Below are 20675 nucleotides of genomic sequence, written 5' to 3'. Positions count from 1 at the left end.
ACCATCGCTGCACTGCTTTCCAAAGGAGGAAACACATGCTACCCATCACCGACAGCCACGCCCGCCGTCGGCGCCGGCTCGTGCGCACGCTCACAGCGGCGGCGAGCGGCCTCGCCCTGCTGGCGATCACGGCCTGCACCAGCACGCCGACCAACGCCGACGACAAGGTCGGCGGCACCGCGAACATCAGCGTCTTCGCTCAGCAGGGCACCGGGCAGGACCTCGCCACGAACGCGTTCACCAAGCAGCTCGAGAAGAAGTTCGACATCAAGTTCTCGTGGCAGACCACGACGCAGGACTCCTCCGTCGCGCCCGAGAAGCGCCAGATCCTGATGGCCAGCGGCGACTACCCCGACATGTTCCTCCTCATCCCGTGGGTGGACCAGTTCAACCCGGTGGATGTCGAGAGGCTCGCCAAGCAGGGCGTCGCGCTGCCGCTGAACGACCTGATCAAGCAGTACGCCCCCGACATCCAGAAGGTGATCGACACCAACCCGGACTACAAGGCGATGGTGACGTCGCCGGACGGCAAGATCTACGGCCTCCCTCAGCTCGCCGAGACGCTGCACATCCAGTACCCGTCGAAGCTGTGGATGAACACCGACTGGCTCAAGAAGCTGGGCCTCCAGATGCCCAAGACCACGGCCGACATGACCAAGGTCCTCCAGGCGTTCAAGAACGGCGACCCGAACGGTGACGGTACGGCCGACGAGATCCCGCTCAGCGGCGACTCGCACGACACGCTGATCCCGTTCTTCATGAACGCGTTCATCTACGACCCGCAGAACCCCGACAAGGGCATCCAGTCGACGACCGTGCTCAACAAGGGCAAGGTCGACATCCAGGCCAACAAGGACGGGTGGCGCAAGGGTCTCGAGTACATCAAGTCGCTGTGGGATGCGGGACTCATCGACAAGGGCGCCTTCACCCAGAACCCGGCCGCGCTGGCCCAGGAGGGCAACAACAACGGCTCGGTGCTGCTGGGGAGCGCGAGCGCCCTGCACCCGTACATCTTCGTCAGCCCCGGCGCCAAGGACGGCCGTGACAAGCAGTACGACGCGGTGCCGCCGCTCACGGGCCCGAACGGGGCGAACTTCGCGACCTACGCCTACGGGAGCACACCGGGCGCGACGTTCCTGCTGACGAACAAGGCGTCGAAGAACGACCAGGGGGCCGCCATCAAGATGGTGAACTACCTCTTCACCAACGAGGGCCAGCTCGACGGCAACTTCGGTCCGGAGGGCCAGGGCTGGTCGAAGCCCGCCGCAGGCGACCAGGCGCTCGACCCGAACGACAAGCCGCTGTTCAAGAACCTCCAGCTCTCGCAGGACGCCGCCAACGCCGTCCAGTGGGGCGCGCTCTCGACCTACAACCAGAACGAGGCGTTCCGCGGAGCGCAGGTCGAGCCGACCGACATCTACGACCCCTCGGGATACGAGCGTCGACTGTTCGAGGCCACCCAGCTCTACAAGGGCCACGAGGACACGAGCGCGATCTACCCGACGTGGAAGGTCTGGCCAGACCCGGCCAAGGCGACGCAGGTCGCCACCGAGCAGACGAACATCGACAACTACGTGACGCAGAACGCGCTGGCCTTCATCACGGGCTCCAAGAACCTCGACACCGACTGGAAGTCGTACGTCGCGGGCTTCGACGGGCTCGGGCTCAAGGACTACCTGAGCACGCTGCAGACGGCGTACGACAAGAGCAAGAAGTAGGCGCCTGACGAACTGCGGCCCGGTCCCGACGATGTCGGGGCCGGGCCGGAGTCGCTTAAGCGGTCGAGTCCTGCGTCGAAGTCATATGGAGCGAAGTGCACCGGTATATGCACTGTGCGACAGGTACATTCGAGTAGCTTATTTTCATCACTATTCCGATGGATAAATGCGTATCGCACTTTTTTCGGCCTACTTGAATAGAATCATTCGCGTAGCTGGATCCCGCAGAATTACCAATAGGAGCCTTCGTGGACGTCAGTGATGCGATTCTCGCCCTCCGCGGCGCCGGCATCCTCGCCGTGGCGGAGGACGCGCGCACGCTCCGCACTGCAGACGGGGAACGCATTCACGTCAACCGACGAACCACCCCGTCCGGAGCCGACCTCGAAGGTGTCCTCCCGGCGGGAGAGCGGATCCTCGTGCAGGTGAAACGGCTTACGCCAGCGCTACGGGAGAAGGCCATCCGAGACCACCGGATCATCCTCGCCGTTGGAGACAAGATCATGATCGACGGTGAGTTCGTGGCCGGTGAAGACCTCGCCCCCGAGGAGGAGCCTCGCCGCGGGCCGAAACCGTACGGTGAGTTCGCGGTCGCCCGGGCGTTCCTGTCCATCCCGCGTACGCGTCCGCTGGTACAGGAGGAAATCGCCGAACGCGCAGGCGTCCGCCAGCCGGCAGTCTCCAGCGCGCTCAAGAAGCTCGGCGACCTCGTCACCCGGACCCGTGTCGGCTGGCAGGCGACGAACCGCGGGGAGTTGTTCGACTACGCCGCCACCAAGTACCCCGGGGCCGGCGGCATCGCTACATATTGGTGGCATCATGACGACGTCCGAACACAGGCGACGACGATCGTCGAGCACACCGAAGCGGCATTGGTCGGCGGCGACATCGCCGCGTCGAACATCTCCGGCTGGCGGAAACCCGAGCACTTGCTCGTCTACCTCCACACCGGCATCGACCCAGCCCAGTACGGTTTCGTCGCCGCGACGCGCGACGATCACACGCTGGAACTGGTCGTCCCAGCGGATAAGACGTTGTGGGCGAGCGCACGGGCATTCGGCACCCCGGGGTACACCGACCCGGTGTCGACGTTCTTCGATGTCCGCCGGACAGGATTAACCGGTGACCAGGATGAGGCTGCGGACCAGCTGCGGAGGTCTGTCCTCGGTGGGGTGGTGGATCCGCGATGACCACCGCCTTCCTGGTGTCGACATCGGCAGAGGTGGTGGGTCACGCCTCGACGCGGCTCGTATTCTCACCGCGCTTTCGGTGCGGTTGGAGGCCCGGCGGGTGACGAATCCGCTGGTGGATGGCCGGATGCTGGCGTTCCTGATCAGAAAGCAGGTCACCGCGGCCTTGTAGCGCAGACCGCTTTCATGCTTTGACCCGGCTTCTTGGAGTTGTCGCAGACTATTCTCCTGTCGATGGCTGCGATCCTGGGCGCGAACCGGAGGTCCGGCGAGTTCTGGTCAGTCGATCGCGAACCGCTGCCGCAGGACCCGCAGCGCGGCCTCCACGTCGGCGCTGCCGCCGGCCTCGTGCCCGGCGCCCGGGAACTCGCGGAACCGCACCGGCGTCGCGTACGCAGAGACTGCGGTGCGCGCCGTCTCGGGCGGGCAGATGTCGTCGTCGAGTCCGTCGGAGATCCAGCCGGGAGCGGTCGCGTGCCGCGCCGAGGTGACCCCGTCGACGTACGCGAGCGTGCGGGCGACGGCGTCGGCGCGTTCGGGATGCTCGGTCAGGTACGCGCGCAGCTCCGTCCACGGCCCCTGCGCCGCGTGCTGCAGTGCCGTCGGCGCGTCGGTCAGGAACGGCGCCTGGGCGAGCACGGCGACCAGGCCCGGAGCGAGTGCTCCGACGCCGAGCGCGATGCCGCCGCCCTGGCTGTTCCCGATCATCGCGACGCGCGAGGCGTCGACGCCGTCGAGCTCGCGCACCGCGTCCACGGCGCGCGTCACGTCGACCAGCACGTCACGGTAGTAGTAGTGCCACGGGTCCTCGATGCCGTCCAGGAGGTGGCCCGTGCTGCCTCCACCCTGGCCGTGGGTGTTCACCGTCAGGTGCGCGTAGCCGGCGGAGGCCCAGGTCAGGTCATCGAACGGCGAGAGCCGTCCTGCGCCGTAGCCGTTGGCGTGGACGACCGCGGGAAGCATTCCTTCGCGGTTCCGGGGGAGCCGCAACCAGCCGGAGACCGTGCGGCCACCGGAGCCGGCGAAGGAGAAATCGTAGACGTCGATCGTCGTCAGGAGGGTCTCGACGGGGACCGCGCGCGGCGCGACGCTGTGCCGGCGAGCGCGGTCCAGAGCGTCGGCCCAGAAGTCGTCGTAATCATCGGGCGTCGGCAGCGGTTCGGTGCCGAGCACGGCGGGGCACGGGCCGCCGGTCATCGCGGCAGCCCTCCAGTGCGCCCGGCGAGGGCGTCCGCATCGAGGCGGACGTGGCCCTCGCCGGGCGACACGAGGTCGCTCCGATCGCGGCCGCTGTCGGTGATCGAGTCGCCGACGAAGACGTATCGGGCGAGGTGGGGCATGGGACTCCTCAGGTCGTCACTTGGTGGTGTACTGCAGGACGTCGTTCCGGAGGACGTCCCCCGAGACCTTCTTCACCAGGATGGTGTGCTGCCCGGCGCGCAGACCGGTCACGCTGAACAGCTTCTGCCCGGTGCGGCGGCTGTCCGAGTGCGTGTCGACCGTCTTGGCGAGCGTGCCGTCGACGTAGACCTCGGCCGTGCCCTGGTCGGGAGCGGTCGGTCCGATCCACGAGACGCCCGTGCCGGTGAACGTCAGGCCGACCGTGTCCCCGTTCGTGGTCGTGGCGTGGACGTCGTCGTGCGCGTCCCCGCGGAACTGGAACCCGAGCGAGACGGTGCCGTTCGCGAGGCCCGCGAGATACGCCGAGGCGATCGTCACGGTCGTGCCGGAGACGGTGTAGTCGGTGCCGCGCTTCAGCGCCGTGCCGTCGCGCACGATGCCGGCGAGCTCGCTGCCGTCGCGCTGCAGGGTCACCGTGACGTCGGCGGGCTTCGCCTTGTCGAACACCGCGGTGTCGGGGTCGAGCAGGCTGGCCAGCGTGACGTCGAGCTTGTCGAGCAGCATGAACTGCCCCGACTTTTTGACCACGCGCAGGGTGTGCGAACCGTTCGGGAGGCCGCTGGCGCTCCACACCGCCTGCTGGGTGAGGCGCGGCTGATCGGAGCCGCGGCTCGTGTCCACGGTCTGCTGGAACTGGCCGTCGAGGTAGACGTCCACCGAGCCCTGCGACTGGTCGAGCTCGGTCACGTAGTCGATGCCCGTGCCCGTGAACGTGTACTGGAACGACGAGCCGTCGCCCTCGGTGTAGTGCACGTCGTCTTGGTAGTCGCCGAGTCCGCGGCCTCCACTCTGACCCCAGCTGCCGGTGTAGGTGATGCCGGAGTCGCTGTCGTTGACCGCGACGACCCGGCCGGATGCGGGAGGCGTCGGCACGGTGCCGGTCGACGAGTCACCGACCGCGACCTGCAGCGGCTGGGTCGTCGCCACGACCTCGTTGCCGCCGTTGCGCGTCCACTGACCCGCGTAGTTCACGCGCAGGGCGTCGTCGTTCAGCGCGACCGTCGTGCCGCTCTGCGGAGTCACCCGCAGCAGGCGGACGCCGTGGATCGGCACGGTCTTGCCGGTGAACCCGGTGGTGAAGGTGCCGAGGTCCTTGCCGGCCCACAGATCGCGGACCTTCGCCGGCCCGCCCAGGCCGAGGTCGGACCAGTTGGCGGTGATGTCCGACTCGGTCGGGCTGAGGTTGAACAGGGCGACGGTGTAGCTGCCGTCCGCGTTCGGCGCGTACCAGACCTGCTTGTTGGTGGAGGTCGACACCGGCTGCGCGGGCGTGCCCGCCTGGTCGACGGCCACGACCTCCTTGTTGGTGAGCAGGTCGACGCCGAACTGGTCGAGCTTGGTCAGGTCGTTGCCGACGTACATCGGCGCCGCCGAGATCGCCCACAGGGTGGTGGCGGTGCGGCGCTCGTCCTGCGTGAGGCCGTCCATCGTGCCGTTGCCGACGTCGAGTGAGTCGAAGTCGTTCCAGCCGCCGTTGCCGGCGTAGCGCCACCAGTCGGCCGCCCGCGGGAACAGGCGGGCGATGTTGCTCCACTGTGTGAGCTGGACGCCCGGGGCGTACGCCTCGACATCCCACTCCACGCGCCAGCCGTTCGCGTACTGCTTCCAGGTGTCGGCGTAGTTGATGTCGAGCGCCCACGACAGCTCGAACCAGATGCCCTTGGCCTTCAGCGCCTTCGACCAGGCTGCGACGTCGTCGCGGGCGTCCACCGAGAGGTCGCTGATGCCGGAGCCCGGGGTCACGCTGTCGAACTTGACGAAGTTCACGCCCCACGCGGCGAGCTGGTCGACGATGGAGTCGATGTATTTCTGCGCGCACGGGTTCGAGAAGTCGAGACGGTAGCCGATCTTCCAGTAGTCGGCCTGCTGCACCGGCTGCTTGACGATGTCGTGCGTGGTGCAGCCCGGCGCGTTCGCGATCGGGTACGCCGCCTCGTACACCGCGGGAGAGATGCCCGGGATGAAGTACAACCCGAACTTCTGGCCGTTCGCGTGCACGTGGTCGATCACCTTCTTCAGCCCCTGCGGGTACAGCGTCGCGCTCGGCACGGGCCGGCCGTTGGCGTCGACGCCGTCGTTCCAGCCGGAGTCGACGTTGATGTAGTCGTAGCCGGCCTTGCTCAGCTTCGCCTTCATGGCGTCGGACTGCGCGATGATCTGGTCGGCGGTGATCCACTTGCCGTTGCCGCTGTAGACCTGCATGGAGTAGCTGCTCCAGCCCATGTAGGGCTTGACGGCCCACGGGTCGGGGGTGGCCGCCGGTTTCGGGGTCACGCTGGGCGTGGAGGTCGGCTTCGCTGTGGAGGTCGGCTTCGCTGTGGAGGTCGGCTTCGCTGTGGAGGTCGGCTTCGCCGAAGGCTTCCCGGTCGCCGTCGGCGTCGGAGTGCTGGTCGCCGCGGTCGTCGGCGGAGCGGTGGGGGTGGGCGTTCCGGTCGGGGTCGCCCCGGCGGGAGCCGCCGCAGCCGCCACCAGCCCCAGCGCCGCGAGCGTCGCGAGCAGGGCGGTCAGCCCCCGCCGCGAGCGTGTCTGGCCTGTCATACGTTCTTCCTCTCTGAAGCGCTCGAGCGCAACAGTGCGCGCGAGCGTTTATGTGGTGGGCCGTCTGTGACTGGAGCGATCGCGCGCCGGGTCAGGGCACTCGCACGAGATCGAACAGCATCGCTTGTTGGGGGTTGAGAGTGGGCAGCGGGACGCCGGCGACGGCGAGGACGGAGCCGGGGACGACGACGCCGTCGGCGCTCGTCGCGGCCGTGACCCAGGCCGGGTCGGCGCTCTGGTGGCGACTGGCCGGGCCGAAGTCGTCGCGCACACGCACGGAGTAGCGCGCCTCGGCGTCGAGGCCGGGGAGGCGCACCCGGCCGGACTGGCCGGGTGCGGAGGTGCTGAGCCGCGCCCAGGTGAAGACGGCACGGCCGCCGTCATCGGCGACGATGCCGGTCAGCAGCGTGGTCTCGTCCGCGAGGTCGGCGTTCACGACGCGGCCGGAGTGGATCAGGCCGCGCAGCTCGCGGTACGCCGCGCCCCAGCGCGCGATCTGCGTGAGCTGCTCGTCGTCGGCCTCCTGGAGGTCCCACTCGATGCCGGCGTGCGCGGTCAGCGCGACGATCAGCCGGAACGCCAGGTCGGTGCGCCGCGACGTCGTGTGCGAGCGCTCGGCGCCGAGGTGCGAACCGATCAGCTCGGGAGGCAGCAGCATCCGGGTCCACCGCTCGATCTGGAGGCGCTCCACCGGGTCGTTGCAGTCGGACGCCCAGACCCGGTCGGTGCGGTCGAGGATCCCGAGGTCGACCCGGCCGCCGCCTCCGGAGCAGGTCTCGATCTCCAGCCCGGGGTGCCGCGCCCGCAGGGTGTCGAGCATCCGGTAGAGCGCGAGGGTCTGCTCGTGGACGGCGGGCCGGTCGACGCCGGCGTAGCCGCTCACGGCCTCCGACAGGTCGCGGTTGTGGTCCCACTTGATGTAGTCGACGCCGTACTCGGCGACGATCGCGCTGATCCGCTCCAGCACGTATGCGTAGGCGTCCGGCCGCGTGAGGTCGAGCACGTACTGGTCGCGCGCGGTGGCGCCGAGCGCCTGCCGCGGGCCGAGCACCCAGTCGGGATGCGCGCGCGCCAGATCGGAGTCGAGGTTGATCATCTCGGGCTCGAACCAGAGCCCGAACTCCATGCCGTGCGAACGAACGATGTCGACCAGCGGGCCGAGGCCGTCCGGCCAGACGGAGCGGTCCACGATCCAGTCACCGAGCCCGGCGTTGGCGTCGCGGCGGCCGTGGAACCAGCCGTCGTCCAGCACGACGCGCTCCACGCCCACGCGCGCGGCGCGCTCCACGAGCGCGGTGAGGCGGCCGAGGTCGTGGTCGAAGTACACGGCCTCCCACGAGTTCAGCGTGAGCGGGCGCGGCTTCGCCGGGTGCGAGGGGCGGGCGCGCAGTCGACGGTGGAGGCGGTCGGCCAGCCCGTCGAGCCCGCCCGCCGACCAGAGGAACAGCGCGGTCGGGGCGACGTAGCTGTCGCCGTCCTCCAGTGCGATCTCTCCGGTGCGGAGGCCCTCGCCCACGCCGAGGACGGACGAGAACGGGCCGGCGCCTTCGGTGAGTCGCTCCACGAGGTATTCGGCGTCGCCGCTCCAGGCGAGGTGCGTGGCCCACGCCTCTCCGCGGCGGAAGCCGAGGTCCTCCGTGCCGGCGACGACGAGGAACGGCGCGTCGTGACCGGGCTTGCCGCGCCGGGCACGTCGGAGGTGACTGCCGAAGAAGAGCGGGCCGCGCTGAGGTGCCCGCTCCCGGCACCACTTGCCGGTGAAGTCGAGGATGTCGGTGGCGCGCTCGGGCACGGGCAGCAGGACGCGGAGGGCGTCGAGCGTGTACGGCCCGGCCGTCGCGTCGGTGGAGAGGGCGGCATCCCGGGTGACGGTGACGTCGACCGCGAGCACGCCGAACCGGTCGAGGGCGATCGACATGGTCGAGCGCAGAGCGGTGATCTCGTCGACGAGGTCGATCTCGATGCGTCCGCCGAGGTCGCCCGCCCCGCCGTCGGTCTCGTGCCGCACGGCCACCGTGTGCGGCCGGGGAGTCGTGGCCGCGCCCGCGGCGTGCCCCTCCTGCGCGGGCGTTCCGGCCCAGCCCTCGTACTCGCTGGGCCACAGGCTGAACGACCGGGGGACGTCGGGGGAGTTGTTGAGCACGGCGGGTCCGCCGCTGTCGCGCAGGGCCTCCGCCGCGTCCCCGTCGAGCGGGCCGAGGTCGGCACCCCAGTGCAGCACGCGTGGCACTCGCCCCTCGGTGTCGAGGACGAAGGAGGTGCCTGCAGCGCGCAGGGCGAGTACGGCGCCGTAGCCGTCGAGCATGGATGGCTCCTCGGAGAATGGATTGCTTGACACTGTCAATAAACCATGCCTACTGTGTGATCTGCAACCCCGCCCCGCGATTTCCGGTCCGGCTCACGGACGTGGATCCGCCTCCCTTCATCGGTGAACGGACAGTCAGACGCACATGACGAAGAACACGCTGCAGCTCGCCTGGTCGGCGCCCGCCGCCCAGTGGGAGGAGGCCGTGCCGCTCGGCGACGGCCGCCTCGGCGCGATGGCGTTCGGCGGCGAGACCGGCCGCTACCAGGTGAACGACGCCACGATCTGGTCGGGCACCCCGGAGATCGCGGGGGAGGAGCTGCGCCGCGTCCTCGCGGGCGGCGCCGGCCCCGAACGGTTGCGGCAGGTGCGCGCCGCGCTCGCGAGCGGGGACACCGCCGAGGCCGAGCGCCTCCTCCTCACTTTCGAGGGCCGGTACTCGCAGGAGTTCCTGCCGCTGGCCGACCTGTTCGTCGCGCTGCCCGGGGCGATCCCGGTGGCCGGCGAGCCCGCGCGTGTGCTCGACCTCGACGAGGCCTACCTGGAGGAGCGGCTGGAGGTCGGTGGCGTCGCCGTGCGACGCATCTCGCGGGTCGCCGGGCACGCGCTCGTCGTCGAGATCGAGGCGGACGGCCCGCTGCCCGAGGTGCGGGTGAGCCTGACCTCCCCACTGCGGGAGCTCGGCCGCCGCAATAGTGACCGCCGCAGCGGCGACGGCGAGCTCGGCCTCGACCTGGCCGTCCCGGTCGACGGTGCGCCCCTCCACGAACAGTCCGTCGTCCCCGCCCTGCGCTACGCGGAGCCGGGCGACGGAACCTATGACGGCTTCGCATCCACGGCCCTTGGTGTGCGAAGCGACGGCACGGCCGAATCCGACGACTCCGGTCTGACGATCCGTCATGCCAGTCGGCTGTCGATCGCCCTCTCGTCGTCGTCCCGCGCTGAGTCGTGGTGGGCCGGCGCAGACGACGAGTGGCGGAGCGTCTCCCATGGGACGATCCGCAACCGCGCGCGGGAGCGCGTTCTCGTCGCCCTTGGCGAGAACATGTCCCCGTCCGTCGCCGGCGTTCAGCGCCGTGCGACCGCGCGGTTCGCGATCGGCGGCCGGCGTGCCGGCCGGTGGGATGTGCAGAAGGATGTGCTCGACGGTGACGACGACGGCCTCCGGGCGACGGTCGCGGCCGAGTACGGGCGCTACCTCCTCGAGTCGTGCTCGACCCGGGGCGGCCCTGCCGCCAACCTGCAGGGCATCTGGAACGGCGAGCTGCGGCCCGCCTGGTCCTCCAACTACACGATCAACATCAACACCGAGATGAACTACTGGGCGGCCGGGCCGCTCGGACTCACCGCAGCGGCCGAGCCCCTGATCTCGCTGGTCGAGCGCATCGCGCGCACGGGCCGCGACGTCGCCCGCGAGCTCTACGGCGCGCGGGGCTGGGTCGCGCACCACAACAGCGACCTGTGGGGCTGGAGCCTCCCGGTCGGCATGGGGCACGGTGCGCCGAGCTGGGCCATCTGGATGATGGGCGGCGTGTGGCTGTGCCACTCGCTCTGGGACCAGTACGAGTTCACCGGCGACGAAGTACTCCTGCGCGACCGGATCTGGCCGCTGCTGCGCGGCGCAGCCGAGTTCTGCCTCGACTGGCTGCAGGTCGACGCCGACGGTGTCGCGTACCTCGCGCCCTCCACCTCCCCGGAGAACCAGTACGTCGGTGCCGACGGAGGCCCTCGGGCGCTCGGCCTCACGGCGACGATGGACCTCGAACTGATCCGCGCCCTCTTCGAGCGGGCACTGGTGGCGATCGACGCGATCGATGCCGACACTGATGCCACCCTGCGGCGAGAGGTCGTGGATGCCCTCCGCACGATCCCCGAGCCCCGTCTCGGCTCGGACGGCCGGCTGCTGGAGTGGTCGGCGGAGGTCGCCGAGCACGAGCCCGCCCACCGTCACCTCTCCGCCCTCGTCGGCGTCTACCCGCTCGACCTCATCACTCCGGAGGCGACCCCCGCACTCGCGGACGGCGCGCGTCGCTTCCTCGACGCGCGCGGCCCCGGGGCGATGGGCTGGTCGTGGGCGTGGAAGATCGCGCTGCGGGCCCGGCTGGGTGACGGCGAGACCGCGCACGAGCTGCTGCGCGAGGCGCTCGCCCCGTACAGCGGCGACGCCCGCCGGCACGGCCCGGTCGATGGCTCCGAGTGGGGTGGCCTCCTCCCGAACCTGTTCAGCACGCACCCGCCGTTCCAGCTCGACGGAAACCTCGGCTTCCCCGCGGCGATCGCGGAACTGCTGCTGCAGAGCCACGGCGGTCGCGTCCACCTGCTGCCCGCGCTCCCCGCGGCCTGGCGGGAGGGCGGCGTCGAGGGCCTCCACGCCCGCGGTGGCATCGTCGTCGACCTGAGCTGGTCCGACGGTGCGCTGCGGGAGGCCGTGCTGCACAACCCCGGCACGACCGAGCGCCGCGTTCCGGTCCGCTCCGGCGCCTCCGATTTCGAGGTGCTCGTGCCGGCCGGGGGAACCGCCGCCGTCACCGTCCCGGAACCCGTATTCTGATCGGGCGATGGACATGAACGACGAGGTGAAGACGCGGACGGCGCTGCTCGGCTCGTCATCCGACGCTGCCACGCGGGTGTTCACCACGATTCTCACCAGGAGCCCGATCAGCCGGATCGACGTGGCCAAACTCACCGGGCTCTCGCAGGCCGCGGTGACCAAGGCCGTCGCCCCGCTGGTCGCCGTGGGGCTCCTCAACGACACCCTCGGCCCGACCTTGACGGGCTTGCCCGGCCGGCCCGTGAGTCCCGTCGCGCTCGTGCCCGACGCGGTCGTGACGCTCGGGATCAAGGTGAACGCGGACGAGCTCGTCGGCGTCGCCACCGACCTCACGACCCGCATCCTCGCGTCGGAGCGGCTGCCGCTCACCTCGCACGCGCCGGCGGAGGTCGTCGACGCGATCGTCGAGCTCTGCGCGCTCCTCGAGACGGGTCTCGACGGCCTGGGGCCGCGGCTCGCGTCCGTCGGCGTCGCGGTGTCGGGTGACGTCGACACCGAGAAGGGCGTCGTCCGCGATTCCGTGCTGATGGGCTGGAAGGGCGTCGAACTCGGGACGGTGCTCGAGGAGCGGCTCGGGCGGCGGGTCGTCGTCGAGAACGACGTGCGGGCGCTCACGATCGGCGAGCACTGGTTCGGCGTCGGGCTCGGCACGAACTCCTTCGCGATCGTGACCATCGGGCGCGGCATCGGTTCCGGTCTCCACCTGAACGGGGAGGTCGTCGAGGGCGCCTACGGAGTGGCCGGAGAGATCGGCCACCTCCCGCTGACGTCGCTCGACAAGGTGTGCCCATGCGGCCGCCGCGGCTGTGTGGAGGCGGTGGCCTCCACGACCGCCATCGTGGCCGCCGTCTCTGCCGCCCACGGCCGCCCGGTCACCATGGGCGAAGCGGTGGAGCTGCGGAGGGCCGGGGACGCCGCCGCCGTCGAGGTGTTCGACGAGGCCGGCCGGGTGATCGGCGCCGCGATCGCGAGCCTGGTCAACCTGGTCGGTCCAGAACTCGTCGTGATCGGCGGTGAGGGCGTGTCCGACTTCGATCTCATCGAGGAGCCGCTGCGCAGCTCGTACGCCGAGCACGTGTTCGCCTCCGCCGATCAGTGCGAGATCGCCGTGCGCCCGCACACCTTCGAGGACTGGGCGCGGGGAGCCGCGGCGACCGCGATCCGCGCGCTCGTGGTCTGAGTCGTCGCCGGTAAGGGCAGACCTAGACCCGGCGGACAGACTCTCTCTCGATCACCGGCATCGGGATGAGGTGGCGCGTCGGCGTTCGGTCGCCGGCGAGCGCCAGCTCCATCGCGGTACGCCCCATCTGCTCGTACGGGATGCGGGCGGTCGAGAGCGCCGGGCGCAGGATCGAGGCGAGGACGTCGTCGTCGAAGGAGACGATCGAGACGTCGTCGGGGATGCGGACGCCGACCTCCTGGAAGGCCTGGTAGACGCCGAACGCGACGTTGTCGTTCAGGCAGATCAGGCCGGTGAAGTCCACGCCGCTGTCGAGGAGTTCGCGGGCGAGCCGGTAGCCGGTCTGCGGCTCCCAGTGCCTGGCGTGCAGGTCGGCGACCAGGGTGAGGCCGTGTTCGGCGAGCACCGCGTCGATGCCGGCGAAGCGGTCGAGGATGGTGACCGACTCCTCGACGGGGAGGATCTCAGGGGCGATGCGGCCGATGAGGGCGATGCGGCGGTGGCCGGCGTCCACGAGCAACTGCGTCATGGCCGCCCCGGCGGCCCGCTCGTCGGGGAGGACGACCGGGTAGTCCGTGGTCGTGGTGGCGTTGAGCATCACGACCGGCGCGTCGTCGGGGAGCGCGGGGAGGGCCACCTGGCGCGCCGCCATCGAGCCGAACACCAGGCCTGCCGCCCGGCTGTCCACCATCGCGTCGAGCACGCCACCGAGTCGCTCGGGGTGGTGGCCGGTCTCGGCGATCAGGACGGTGTGCTCGTGGTCTTCGGCGACGTCGAGGAGGCCCCGGATCATCGCGGACGCGTAGCGGGTCAGCGTGACGTCGTCCGAGACGAAGCCGACGATCGGCGCCTTGCCGAACCGGAGTGTGCGGGCGGCGGGGTTCGGCCGGTAGTTGAGTTCTTCGGCGATCCGGCGGACCCGCTCGGCCGTCTCGGGTGAGAGTCGGGTGCCCGGCCGGTCGTTGAGGATGAGGCTGACGGCCGCCTTGGACAGGCCCGCTTTAGCCGCGACGTCGGCGATCGTCACCCTGTCGGCCATCCGGCGTCTCCTCTGTTCTGCGGATCATTCAAGCAGGAAATTCTCCCGCAGCGCTTGCGCGGACCTCATCCTATTGCTATTTTCGACCGTGCTAAACGCATTCAGCAGAATGCTAAACGCATTCAGCACCAAGACCCGCACCCGCAGGTCCGACCGATCACATATCCAATGGAGGATCACCATCGTGAGGAAGACAACCCGCCGGGCGCTCGTCGCCGCGGCCATGGTCGCGGCCACCGCGACGCTCGCATTGACCGGCTGCGCCAAGGGCGGCGCCGGTACCGGTACGTCCGGCGGCCAGATCGTGATGTGGACGCACAACGCCGGCAACAAGGCCGAGCTGGGCGCGATCCAGTCGATCGTCGCCGATTTCAACAAGTCCCAGTCGAAGTACACCGTCAAGGTGCAGGCCTTCCCGCAGGACTCGTACAACCAGTCGGTCACGGCCGCCGCGGCCTCCAAGAAGCTGCCCTGCATCATGGACATCGACGGACCGAACGTGCCGAACTGGGCCTGGGCCGGCTATCTCGCTCCGCTCACGGGGATGGATTCCACGCTGTCGAAGTTCCTGCCCTCGACAGTCGGCACCTACGACGGCGCCACCTACTCCTACGGGTTCTACGACGTCGCCCTGGCGATGATCTCCCGCAAGTCGACGCTCGACGCTGCGGGCATCCGCATCCCGACGGTCGACAAGCCGTGGACGCAGACCGAGTTCCAGGACGCGCTAGACAAGCTCAAGGCCTCCGGCAAGTTCGCCTACCCGGCCGACTTCTCCACCGGTTCCACCGGGGAGTGGTGGCCGTACGCGTACTCGCCGTTCCTGCAGAGCTTCGGCGGCGACCTGATCGACCGCGACGGCTACAAGACGGCCGACGGCGTGCTCAACGGGGCGAAGGCCGTCGACTGGGCGAAGTGGTTCCGCGGGCTGGTCACCAGTGGCGACATCTCCGCGAAGTCGGGCGCCGACCCGGTGGCGGACTTCGTCAACGGCAAGACCGGCATCCTCTACGACGGAGGCTGGGCGGCCGACCAGGTGCGTACGGCGCTGAAGGACGACGCAGTCTTCCTCCCGTCGGTCGACCTCGGAAAGGGTCCGAAGATCGGCGGCGCGTCGTGGCAATGGGGCGTCTCCAAGACCTGCGGCGACACCGCGGCTGCGCTGGCGTACATGAAGTTCGCCGCTGCGGACAAGTACGTGGCCCAGGTCGCCAAGGCCACGGGCACCATCCCCGCGACGGACGCCGCGGCCGCGCAGGTCCCGGGCTACCAGCAGGGCGGAGAGAACGCGATCTTCCGCGAGTTCTCGAAGAAGTTCGCCGAGGTGCGGCCGGTCACGCCCGGCTACCCGTTCATCGCGACCACGTTCACCAAGGCGGCGCAGGACATCCTGAACGGCGCCGACCCGAAGTCGACCCTCGACCAGGCGGTCAAGGACATCGACGCCAACCAGAAGTCGAACAACTACTTCAAGTAGCCGGCATGACCGGGTCCGGGAGCTCCCTCCCGGGCCCGGTCGGGCTGACGGACAAGGACGTCACCATGAGCACCATCACCAGGTCGGCAGCGCCCGCCGAGCGCGCCGCCTCAGAATCCCCGCGGACCGACCGGCGCAAGCCGGCCACGGCGGGCGGCAAGAAGGAAGGCATCGTCGGGTGGGTCATGCTCGCCCCGGCTGCCGTCCTGATCGTCACCTTCCTGCTGATCCCGATCGGGCTGACCTTCGGACTGGCCTTCACCAACGCCCGGCTGGTGTCGCCGGAACCCGCGCACTTCGTCGGGCTGGACAACTTCGTCGCCCTCTTCACCGACGACACGTTCTGGGCGTCGCTGCGCAACACGATCATCTTCACGGTCGTGATCGTGCCGCTTCAGTCGACGCTTGCGCTCGTGCTCGCGGTGCTGGTGAACTCCAAGACGCGCGGCACGACCTTCTTCCGCACGGTCTACTTCCTGCCCGTCGTGACCTCCATCGTGGTGGTCTCGATGCTCTGGCTGTTCCTCTATCAGAAGGACGGCCTGATCAACGTGCTGCTGTCCAAGGTCGGCATCCAAGGCCCCGATTGGCTCGGCGACCCGCACTGGGCGCTGCTGGCGATCATCCTGATGTCGGCATGGCAGGCGATGGGCTTCCACATGATCATCTGGCTGGCCGGTCTGCAGACCATCCCGGCCGAGTTGTACGAGGCGGCCGCGCTCGACGGCGCCTCGCGCTGGCAGCAGTTCGCGCACGTCACCTGGCCGGGGCTGCGCGCGACACGCACGTTCATCCTGATCACCATCACGATCGCCGCGTTCGGACTGTTCTCGCAGGTGCAGATCATGACTCAGGGCGGCCCACTCAACTCCACGACGACCCTCGTCTTCCAAGCGGTGCGCAGCGGATTCCAGCAGCAGCAGACCGGCTACGCGTCGGCGATCTCGCTGGTGTTCTTCGTGCTGGTGCTGGTCGTCACTCTCACCCAGCGATTCCTCACCCGTGACAAGGAGGCCAGGCGATGACCGACACCATCCGCGACGTCGCGGACATCGAGACGCCGCACACCATCGAACCGACCCGGCGCCGCCGCGGCGTCTGGCGGGCGGCCCTGATGCTCGTCCTCAAGATCGCCCTCGCGCTCGTCTTCGGGCTCCCCCTCGTCTTCATGATCGTCTCGAGCTTCAAGCCGGACGCGCAGATCTTCGGGGACCTCGGCGGAATCCAGGCGTTCCTCCCGGTCGGGAAGATCAGCCTGGACAACTACGCCGGGGTGTTCGACCGCGTGCCGTTCGCGCAGTTCATCGTCAACTCGATCCTGATCTCGGTGCTCACCGTCGGGCTCGGGCTGATCGTCAACTCGCTGGCGGCGTTCTCGCTGTCGCGCCTGCGCATCCCGGGCGGGAAGGTCGCGCTCGGCGTCATCCTGGCCACGCTGATCGTGCCGTTCGAGGTGATGGCGCTGCCGCTGCTGTGGGAGGTCAACCAGCTGCCGTACTTCGACGGCACCCAGATCGTGCAGGGCTGGCTCGACACCTACACCGTGCAGATCGTGCCGTTCATCGCCAACGCTTTCTCGATCTTCCTCTTCTACCAGTACTTCGACTCCATCCCGAAGGAGCTGGACGAGGCGGCGAGGGTCGACGGAGCCGGCTGGTTCCGCATCTATCGCAGCATCATCATGCCCCTGGCCGGGCCTGCGGTCGCGACGGTCGCGATCCTGACCTTCCTGCCCGCCTGGAACCAATACCTCTGGCCGCTGATGGTCACTCAGAGCGAGGCGGTGCGGCCGGCGATGGTCGGCATCGACTACTTCAAGCAACTCAACACCTCGTGGGGCCAGATCATGGCCTACGCGACCATGATCACCGTCCCGGTGCTGGCGCTCTTCGTGGCCTTCCAGCGCTCGTTCGTCAACTCCATCGCCTCCCAGGGGCTGAAAGGCTAACCGATGTACGCACTTCCCGACAGCTGGGTCTGGGACTTCTGGCTCGCCGACGACGGAGAGAAGTATCACCTCTTCTTCCTCTACGCGTCGAAGGCCCTCAAGGATCCCGACGCTCGCCATTACCGCGCCTCCATCGGTCACGCGGTATCCGACGACCTCGTGAACTGGACTCGCGTGGTCGACGCCCTGGTCCGCAGCGACGCCCCGGCCTTCGATGAGCTCGCTACCTGGACGGGCAGCGTCGTCCGAGGCGACGACGGCGTCTGGCGCATGTTCTACACGGGCACCATGCTGACCGACGACGGCAACGTGCAGAGCGTCGGGACGGCGACCTCGCCCGACCTCTACGACTGGACCAAGAGCGATAGCAACCCGATCCTCACCGCCGACTCGCGATGGTACGAACGGCTCGCCGACGGGCACTGGCATGACGAGGCGTTCCGCGACCCGTGGGTGTACCGCGACGAGAGCGTCGGCCGCTGGCGCATGCTGATCACCGCCCGCGCCAATCACGGCCGTCCCGACGACCGCGGCGTCATCGCGACCGCCGTCTCCGACGACCTCCGCCACTGGGAGCTGCAACCGCCGCTCAGCGAGCCTGGGAGTGGTTTCGGGCAGCTGGAGGTGCTCAACACCGCCGAGATCGACGGCGAGAACGTCTTGTTCTTCTCCTGCCTCGCCTCGGACCTCGCAGACGAGCGCAGGCGCACCGGCAGCACCGGCGGCACCTGGGCCATCGTCGCCGATGCCGACGGCCGCTGGGACCCGACGCGTGCGCAGCAGGTCACCGACCACGATCTGTACGTCGGCCGGGTCGTCCACGAGCGGGAATCGGGGGCGGCGATGTTCCTGGCGTTCGAGAACACCGCCCCGGACGGCTCGTTCGTCGGCGGCGTCACCGATCCGCGTCCGGTCTCGGTGCGAGACGGCGTCGTCGTGCTCGGCGACGCGTCAGGTCAGTCGGGTCGGACCGTCCCTGTCGTCGCCGCCGGGCGGAGCTGAGCGTGCGCGGGCGCCGGGGGCCGACGGTCGAGGCGGTCGAGGAAGGGATCCTGGTGATCGGCGAGGCGGTCGTCGACCTCTTCGGTGGCCCGGCCGGGCCGGAGGAGGCGTTCGGCGGCAGCCCGGCGAACACGGCTCTCGCGCTCGGCCGGCTCGGCCACCGTGTACGGCTCGCGACAGCGCTCGGCGACGACGAGCGCGGTCGTGGGCTGCGCGACTGGCTCGCCGCATCGGGAGTGGCGGTGGAGGTGACGCCGATCGCGCGTACGGCGACCGCCCGGGCGACGCTCGCCGCTGACGGCTCCGCCAGCTACGCGTTCGACCTCGACTGGGAGGCCTCCCTCGCAGGGGTGCGGCCGGGCTCCGTCGTGCACAGCGGGTCGATCGCCGCCGCGCTCGAGCCCGGCGCTGCGGCCGTCGAGGACTACCTGCGTTCCGCGCGAGCGACCTCCACCGTGAGCGTCGACCCGAACATCCGCATCTCGGTCTCGGGCGAGGGCTCACGCGCCCGTATCGAGCGGATCCTTGCGCTCGCCGATGTCATCAAGCTGAGCGATGAAGACCTGGCGTGGCTGGCACCGGGGTCGTCCGCGCGCATCGCGGCCTCCCGCTGGTTGAGCGACGGGGCGGAGCTGGTGGTCGTGACTCGGGGAGCACGCGGCTCGTCGGCGTTCGCACACGGGGGGAACGTGGCGTGCGACGCGGTGCGCGCCGAGGTGGTCGACACGGTCGCCGCGGGCGACACGTTCACCGCGGCACTGCTGGACGGCCTGGCAGCCGAGAAGCTGACCGGCGCCGATCGGCGGGAGGCTCTGCATGCGGTCGATGTCGAGACGCTGTCACGACTGCTGTCACGGGCATCGCGCGCGGCGGCCATCACCGTGAGCAGGAGGGGCGCGAACCCTCCGACCCGCGCCGAGCTCGGCGCGGGAGTCGGCGTGGAAGTCGGCGCGGCCCCTCGCCCCCAGTGAGGACCTTGCGCATCGCACAGGGTTCGTGAATCGCTACTCCCTTCAGCGCGGCGCGGGGAGGTCGAGGTTCCAGTGGCGTGAGACGAGCATGATCCATTCCTGGTCGTGGTCGCCGGGCCCCGGCGGGCCGTGCGAGATGAAGAACCGGGAGACGACGCGCTGCGAGCCTTCGGCATCCCCGTAGAGCACGTCGACCGCGAACCCCTCGCCCATCGCACCGGTGCGCGCCACCTGGAAGTCGCTCGACTGCGGGTCGCGGATGGCCACCTGGCAGAAGCCGGGATCGTTCGTGGGCACGTAGATGTCCCGGGTGAGCCGGTGGAACTCGTCGACGGGAGCGAGGGGCTCCCGTGCGTCCGAGCAGAGGTGCCAGCCGTGCAGGATCGCCACACCGGCGCCGGCGTTGCGCACGGACATCACGAGGTAGACGGCCTCATCCGTGATCTCGAGCGCCGCCCGGGCGCCGAGCGCCGTCAGCCACCTGCCGTCGGCGAACCGCACCTTCTGCGGCGGGTCGGACCAGTTGGAGGGCAGCAGGATGGGGCGGATGCCCTCCAACAGCGCCCGCTCGGCGACCCGGGCCGACCGGTTGGCGGAGCGCGTCGACGCGAAGGTCGCGACCGCCAGAACGGTGGTCCCCACGGCGGTGCCGAGGTCGGCGATCAGAACCCAATCGAACACAGGCGATATTCAACGCCACCGGGGGTGGCGTTCGGAAGGGGCGACGTGGGACGAGCCCCGTTCAGCGGAGAACCCGATAGGTCACGTGGATGACCGAGCTCGCTGCCCGCGCAGAGACCTGCTCCAGCTTCAGCGGGGGCACGCCGTCGAAGAGGCGTGAGCCGGCGCCGAGCGTGAAGGGGACGATGTGCAGTCGCAGCTCGTCGACCAGCCCGGCGGAGAGGTACTGGTTGATCGTCTGCGCACCGCCCTGGATCGAGATCTCGCCGCCGCCGGCCGCCTCTCTCGCCCGGGCCAGGGCCGATCCGATGCCGTCGGTGACGAAGTAGTAGGTCGTACCGCCCTCCATGGGCTGGGGGTCGCGCGGGTGGTGGGTGAGCACGAACACCGGACCATGGAACGGCGGATCGTCGCCCCACCAGCCCGTCCAGTCCGTGTCCCACTCGCCGCGCACGGGCCCGAACATGTTGCGGCCCATGATGTGTGCCCGCGCACCGGCCATCTGCTCGATCTCGCCCTTGTTCTCTTCGCCCTGGTCGAACATCCAGGCGTGGAGCTTGTCGCCCCAGCCGTCGCCGCCGTCTTCACCGAACGGGCGTTCCTCGGTCTGGTCGGTGCCGGCGGCGTAACCGTCCGCGGTGACGGTCTGATGGGCGATGACCCTGCTCATCGTG

General features: G+C 69.6%; 16 protein-coding genes. 9 read left to right on the top strand and 7 right to left on the bottom strand.

Annotation, left to right across the window (positions count from 1 at the left end):
• Positions 1–35 precede the first annotated feature (35 nt).
• Complete coding sequence (locus AC0HS0_RS05725; RefSeq protein WP_472962371.1) at positions 36–1718, top strand: type 2 periplasmic-binding domain-containing protein; 1683 nt, start codon at positions 36–38, stop codon at positions 1716–1718.
• Between the two features lie 299 nt (positions 1719–2017).
• Entirely contained in the window at positions 2018–2908 is an 891-nt protein-coding gene (locus tag AC0HS0_RS05720) for a hypothetical protein (RefSeq protein ID WP_472962370.1), read from the top strand.
• 279 nt (positions 2909–3187) lie between these two features.
• Here AC0HS0_RS05720 and AC0HS0_RS05715 read toward each other — a convergent pair whose 3' ends face one another.
• From AC0HS0_RS05715 to AC0HS0_RS05700, 4 genes are all read right to left on the bottom strand, one after another.
• Complete coding sequence (locus AC0HS0_RS05715) at positions 3188–4105, bottom strand: acetylxylan esterase (protein WP_472962369.1); 918 nt, start codon at positions 4103–4105, stop codon at positions 3188–3190.
• A complete protein-coding gene (locus tag AC0HS0_RS05710; protein ID WP_472962368.1) occupies positions 4102–4248 on the bottom strand; it encodes a hypothetical protein in 147 nt (48 codons plus the stop codon). Before AC0HS0_RS05710 ends, AC0HS0_RS05715 begins: the two co-directional genes overlap by 4 nt.
• A 16-nt stretch (positions 4249–4264) precedes the next feature.
• Positions 4265–6847, bottom strand: a complete 2583-nt coding sequence (locus tag AC0HS0_RS05705; protein ID WP_472962366.1) for a X2-like carbohydrate binding domain-containing protein — start codon at positions 6845–6847, stop codon at positions 4265–4267.
• A 91-nt stretch (positions 6848–6938) separates the two neighbouring features.
• Positions 6939–9152, bottom strand: coding sequence for an alpha-galactosidase (locus AC0HS0_RS05700; protein ID WP_472962365.1), 2214 nt, complete (start codon positions 9150–9152; stop codon positions 6939–6941).
• A gap of 145 nt (positions 9153–9297) precedes the next feature.
• On the opposite strand from AC0HS0_RS05700, the gene AC0HS0_RS05695 reads away from it, so the two are divergent.
• Positions 9298–11703, top strand: a complete 2406-nt coding sequence (locus AC0HS0_RS05695; RefSeq protein WP_472962362.1) for a glycosyl hydrolase family 95 catalytic domain-containing protein — start codon at positions 9298–9300, stop codon at positions 11701–11703.
• A 7-nt stretch (positions 11704–11710) separates the two neighbouring features.
• Complete coding sequence (locus tag AC0HS0_RS05690; protein WP_472962361.1) at positions 11711–12883, top strand: ROK family protein; 1173 nt, start codon at positions 11711–11713, stop codon at positions 12881–12883.
• 22 nt (positions 12884–12905) lie between these two features.
• Here the strand turns inward: AC0HS0_RS05690 and AC0HS0_RS05685 are convergent, their stop codons facing one another.
• Positions 12906–13922: a LacI family DNA-binding transcriptional regulator gene (locus AC0HS0_RS05685; protein WP_472962359.1), complete on the bottom strand. Its 1017-nt coding sequence runs from the start codon at positions 13920–13922 to the stop codon at positions 12906–12908.
• A 184-nt stretch (positions 13923–14106) separates the two neighbouring features.
• Between AC0HS0_RS05685 and AC0HS0_RS05680 the strand changes: the two genes are divergently transcribed.
• The 5 genes from AC0HS0_RS05680 to AC0HS0_RS05660 are packed head-to-tail and all read left to right on the top strand — an operon-like array spanning position 14107 to position 19320.
• The gene (locus tag AC0HS0_RS05680) at positions 14107–15399 is read left to right on the top strand and encodes an ABC transporter substrate-binding protein (RefSeq protein ID WP_472962357.1); all 1293 of its coding nucleotides are present in this window, start codon (positions 14107–14109) and stop codon (positions 15397–15399) included.
• Between the two features lie 5 nt (positions 15400–15404).
• Positions 15405–16424: a carbohydrate ABC transporter permease gene (locus AC0HS0_RS05675; RefSeq protein WP_472962355.1), complete on the top strand. Its 1020-nt coding sequence runs from the start codon at positions 15405–15407 to the stop codon at positions 16422–16424.
• Entirely contained in the window at positions 16421–17347 is a 927-nt protein-coding gene (locus tag AC0HS0_RS05670; protein ID WP_472962354.1) for a carbohydrate ABC transporter permease, read from the top strand. Before AC0HS0_RS05675 ends, AC0HS0_RS05670 begins: the two co-directional genes overlap by 4 nt.
• Positions 17348–17350: 3 nt before the next feature.
• On the top strand, positions 17351–18349 hold the full coding sequence (locus tag AC0HS0_RS05665; protein WP_472962353.1) for a glycosyl hydrolase family 32: 999 nt from the start codon (positions 17351–17353) through the stop codon (positions 18347–18349).
• A 2-nt stretch (positions 18350–18351) separates the two neighbouring features.
• Complete coding sequence (locus AC0HS0_RS05660) at positions 18352–19320, top strand: PfkB family carbohydrate kinase (protein ID WP_472962350.1); 969 nt, start codon at positions 18352–18354, stop codon at positions 19318–19320.
• A 42-nt stretch (positions 19321–19362) separates the two neighbouring features.
• Here AC0HS0_RS05660 and AC0HS0_RS05655 read toward each other — a convergent pair whose 3' ends face one another.
• On the bottom strand, positions 19363–20001 hold the full coding sequence (locus AC0HS0_RS05655) for a hypothetical protein (protein ID WP_472962349.1): 639 nt from the start codon (positions 19999–20001) through the stop codon (positions 19363–19365).
• A gap of 61 nt (positions 20002–20062) precedes the next feature.
• Positions 20063–20671 (bottom strand): dihydrofolate reductase family protein, encoded by a 609-nt coding sequence (locus AC0HS0_RS05650; protein ID WP_472962348.1) that lies wholly within the window; start codon positions 20669–20671, stop codon positions 20063–20065.
• Positions 20672–20675 lie beyond the last annotated feature (4 nt).

Source organism: Leifsonia sp. PARNA 1/14, assembly GCF_055720965.1.
The sequence above is the reverse complement of the archived record's forward strand: the minus strand, read 5'-3'. Positions and strand labels throughout refer to the sequence as shown.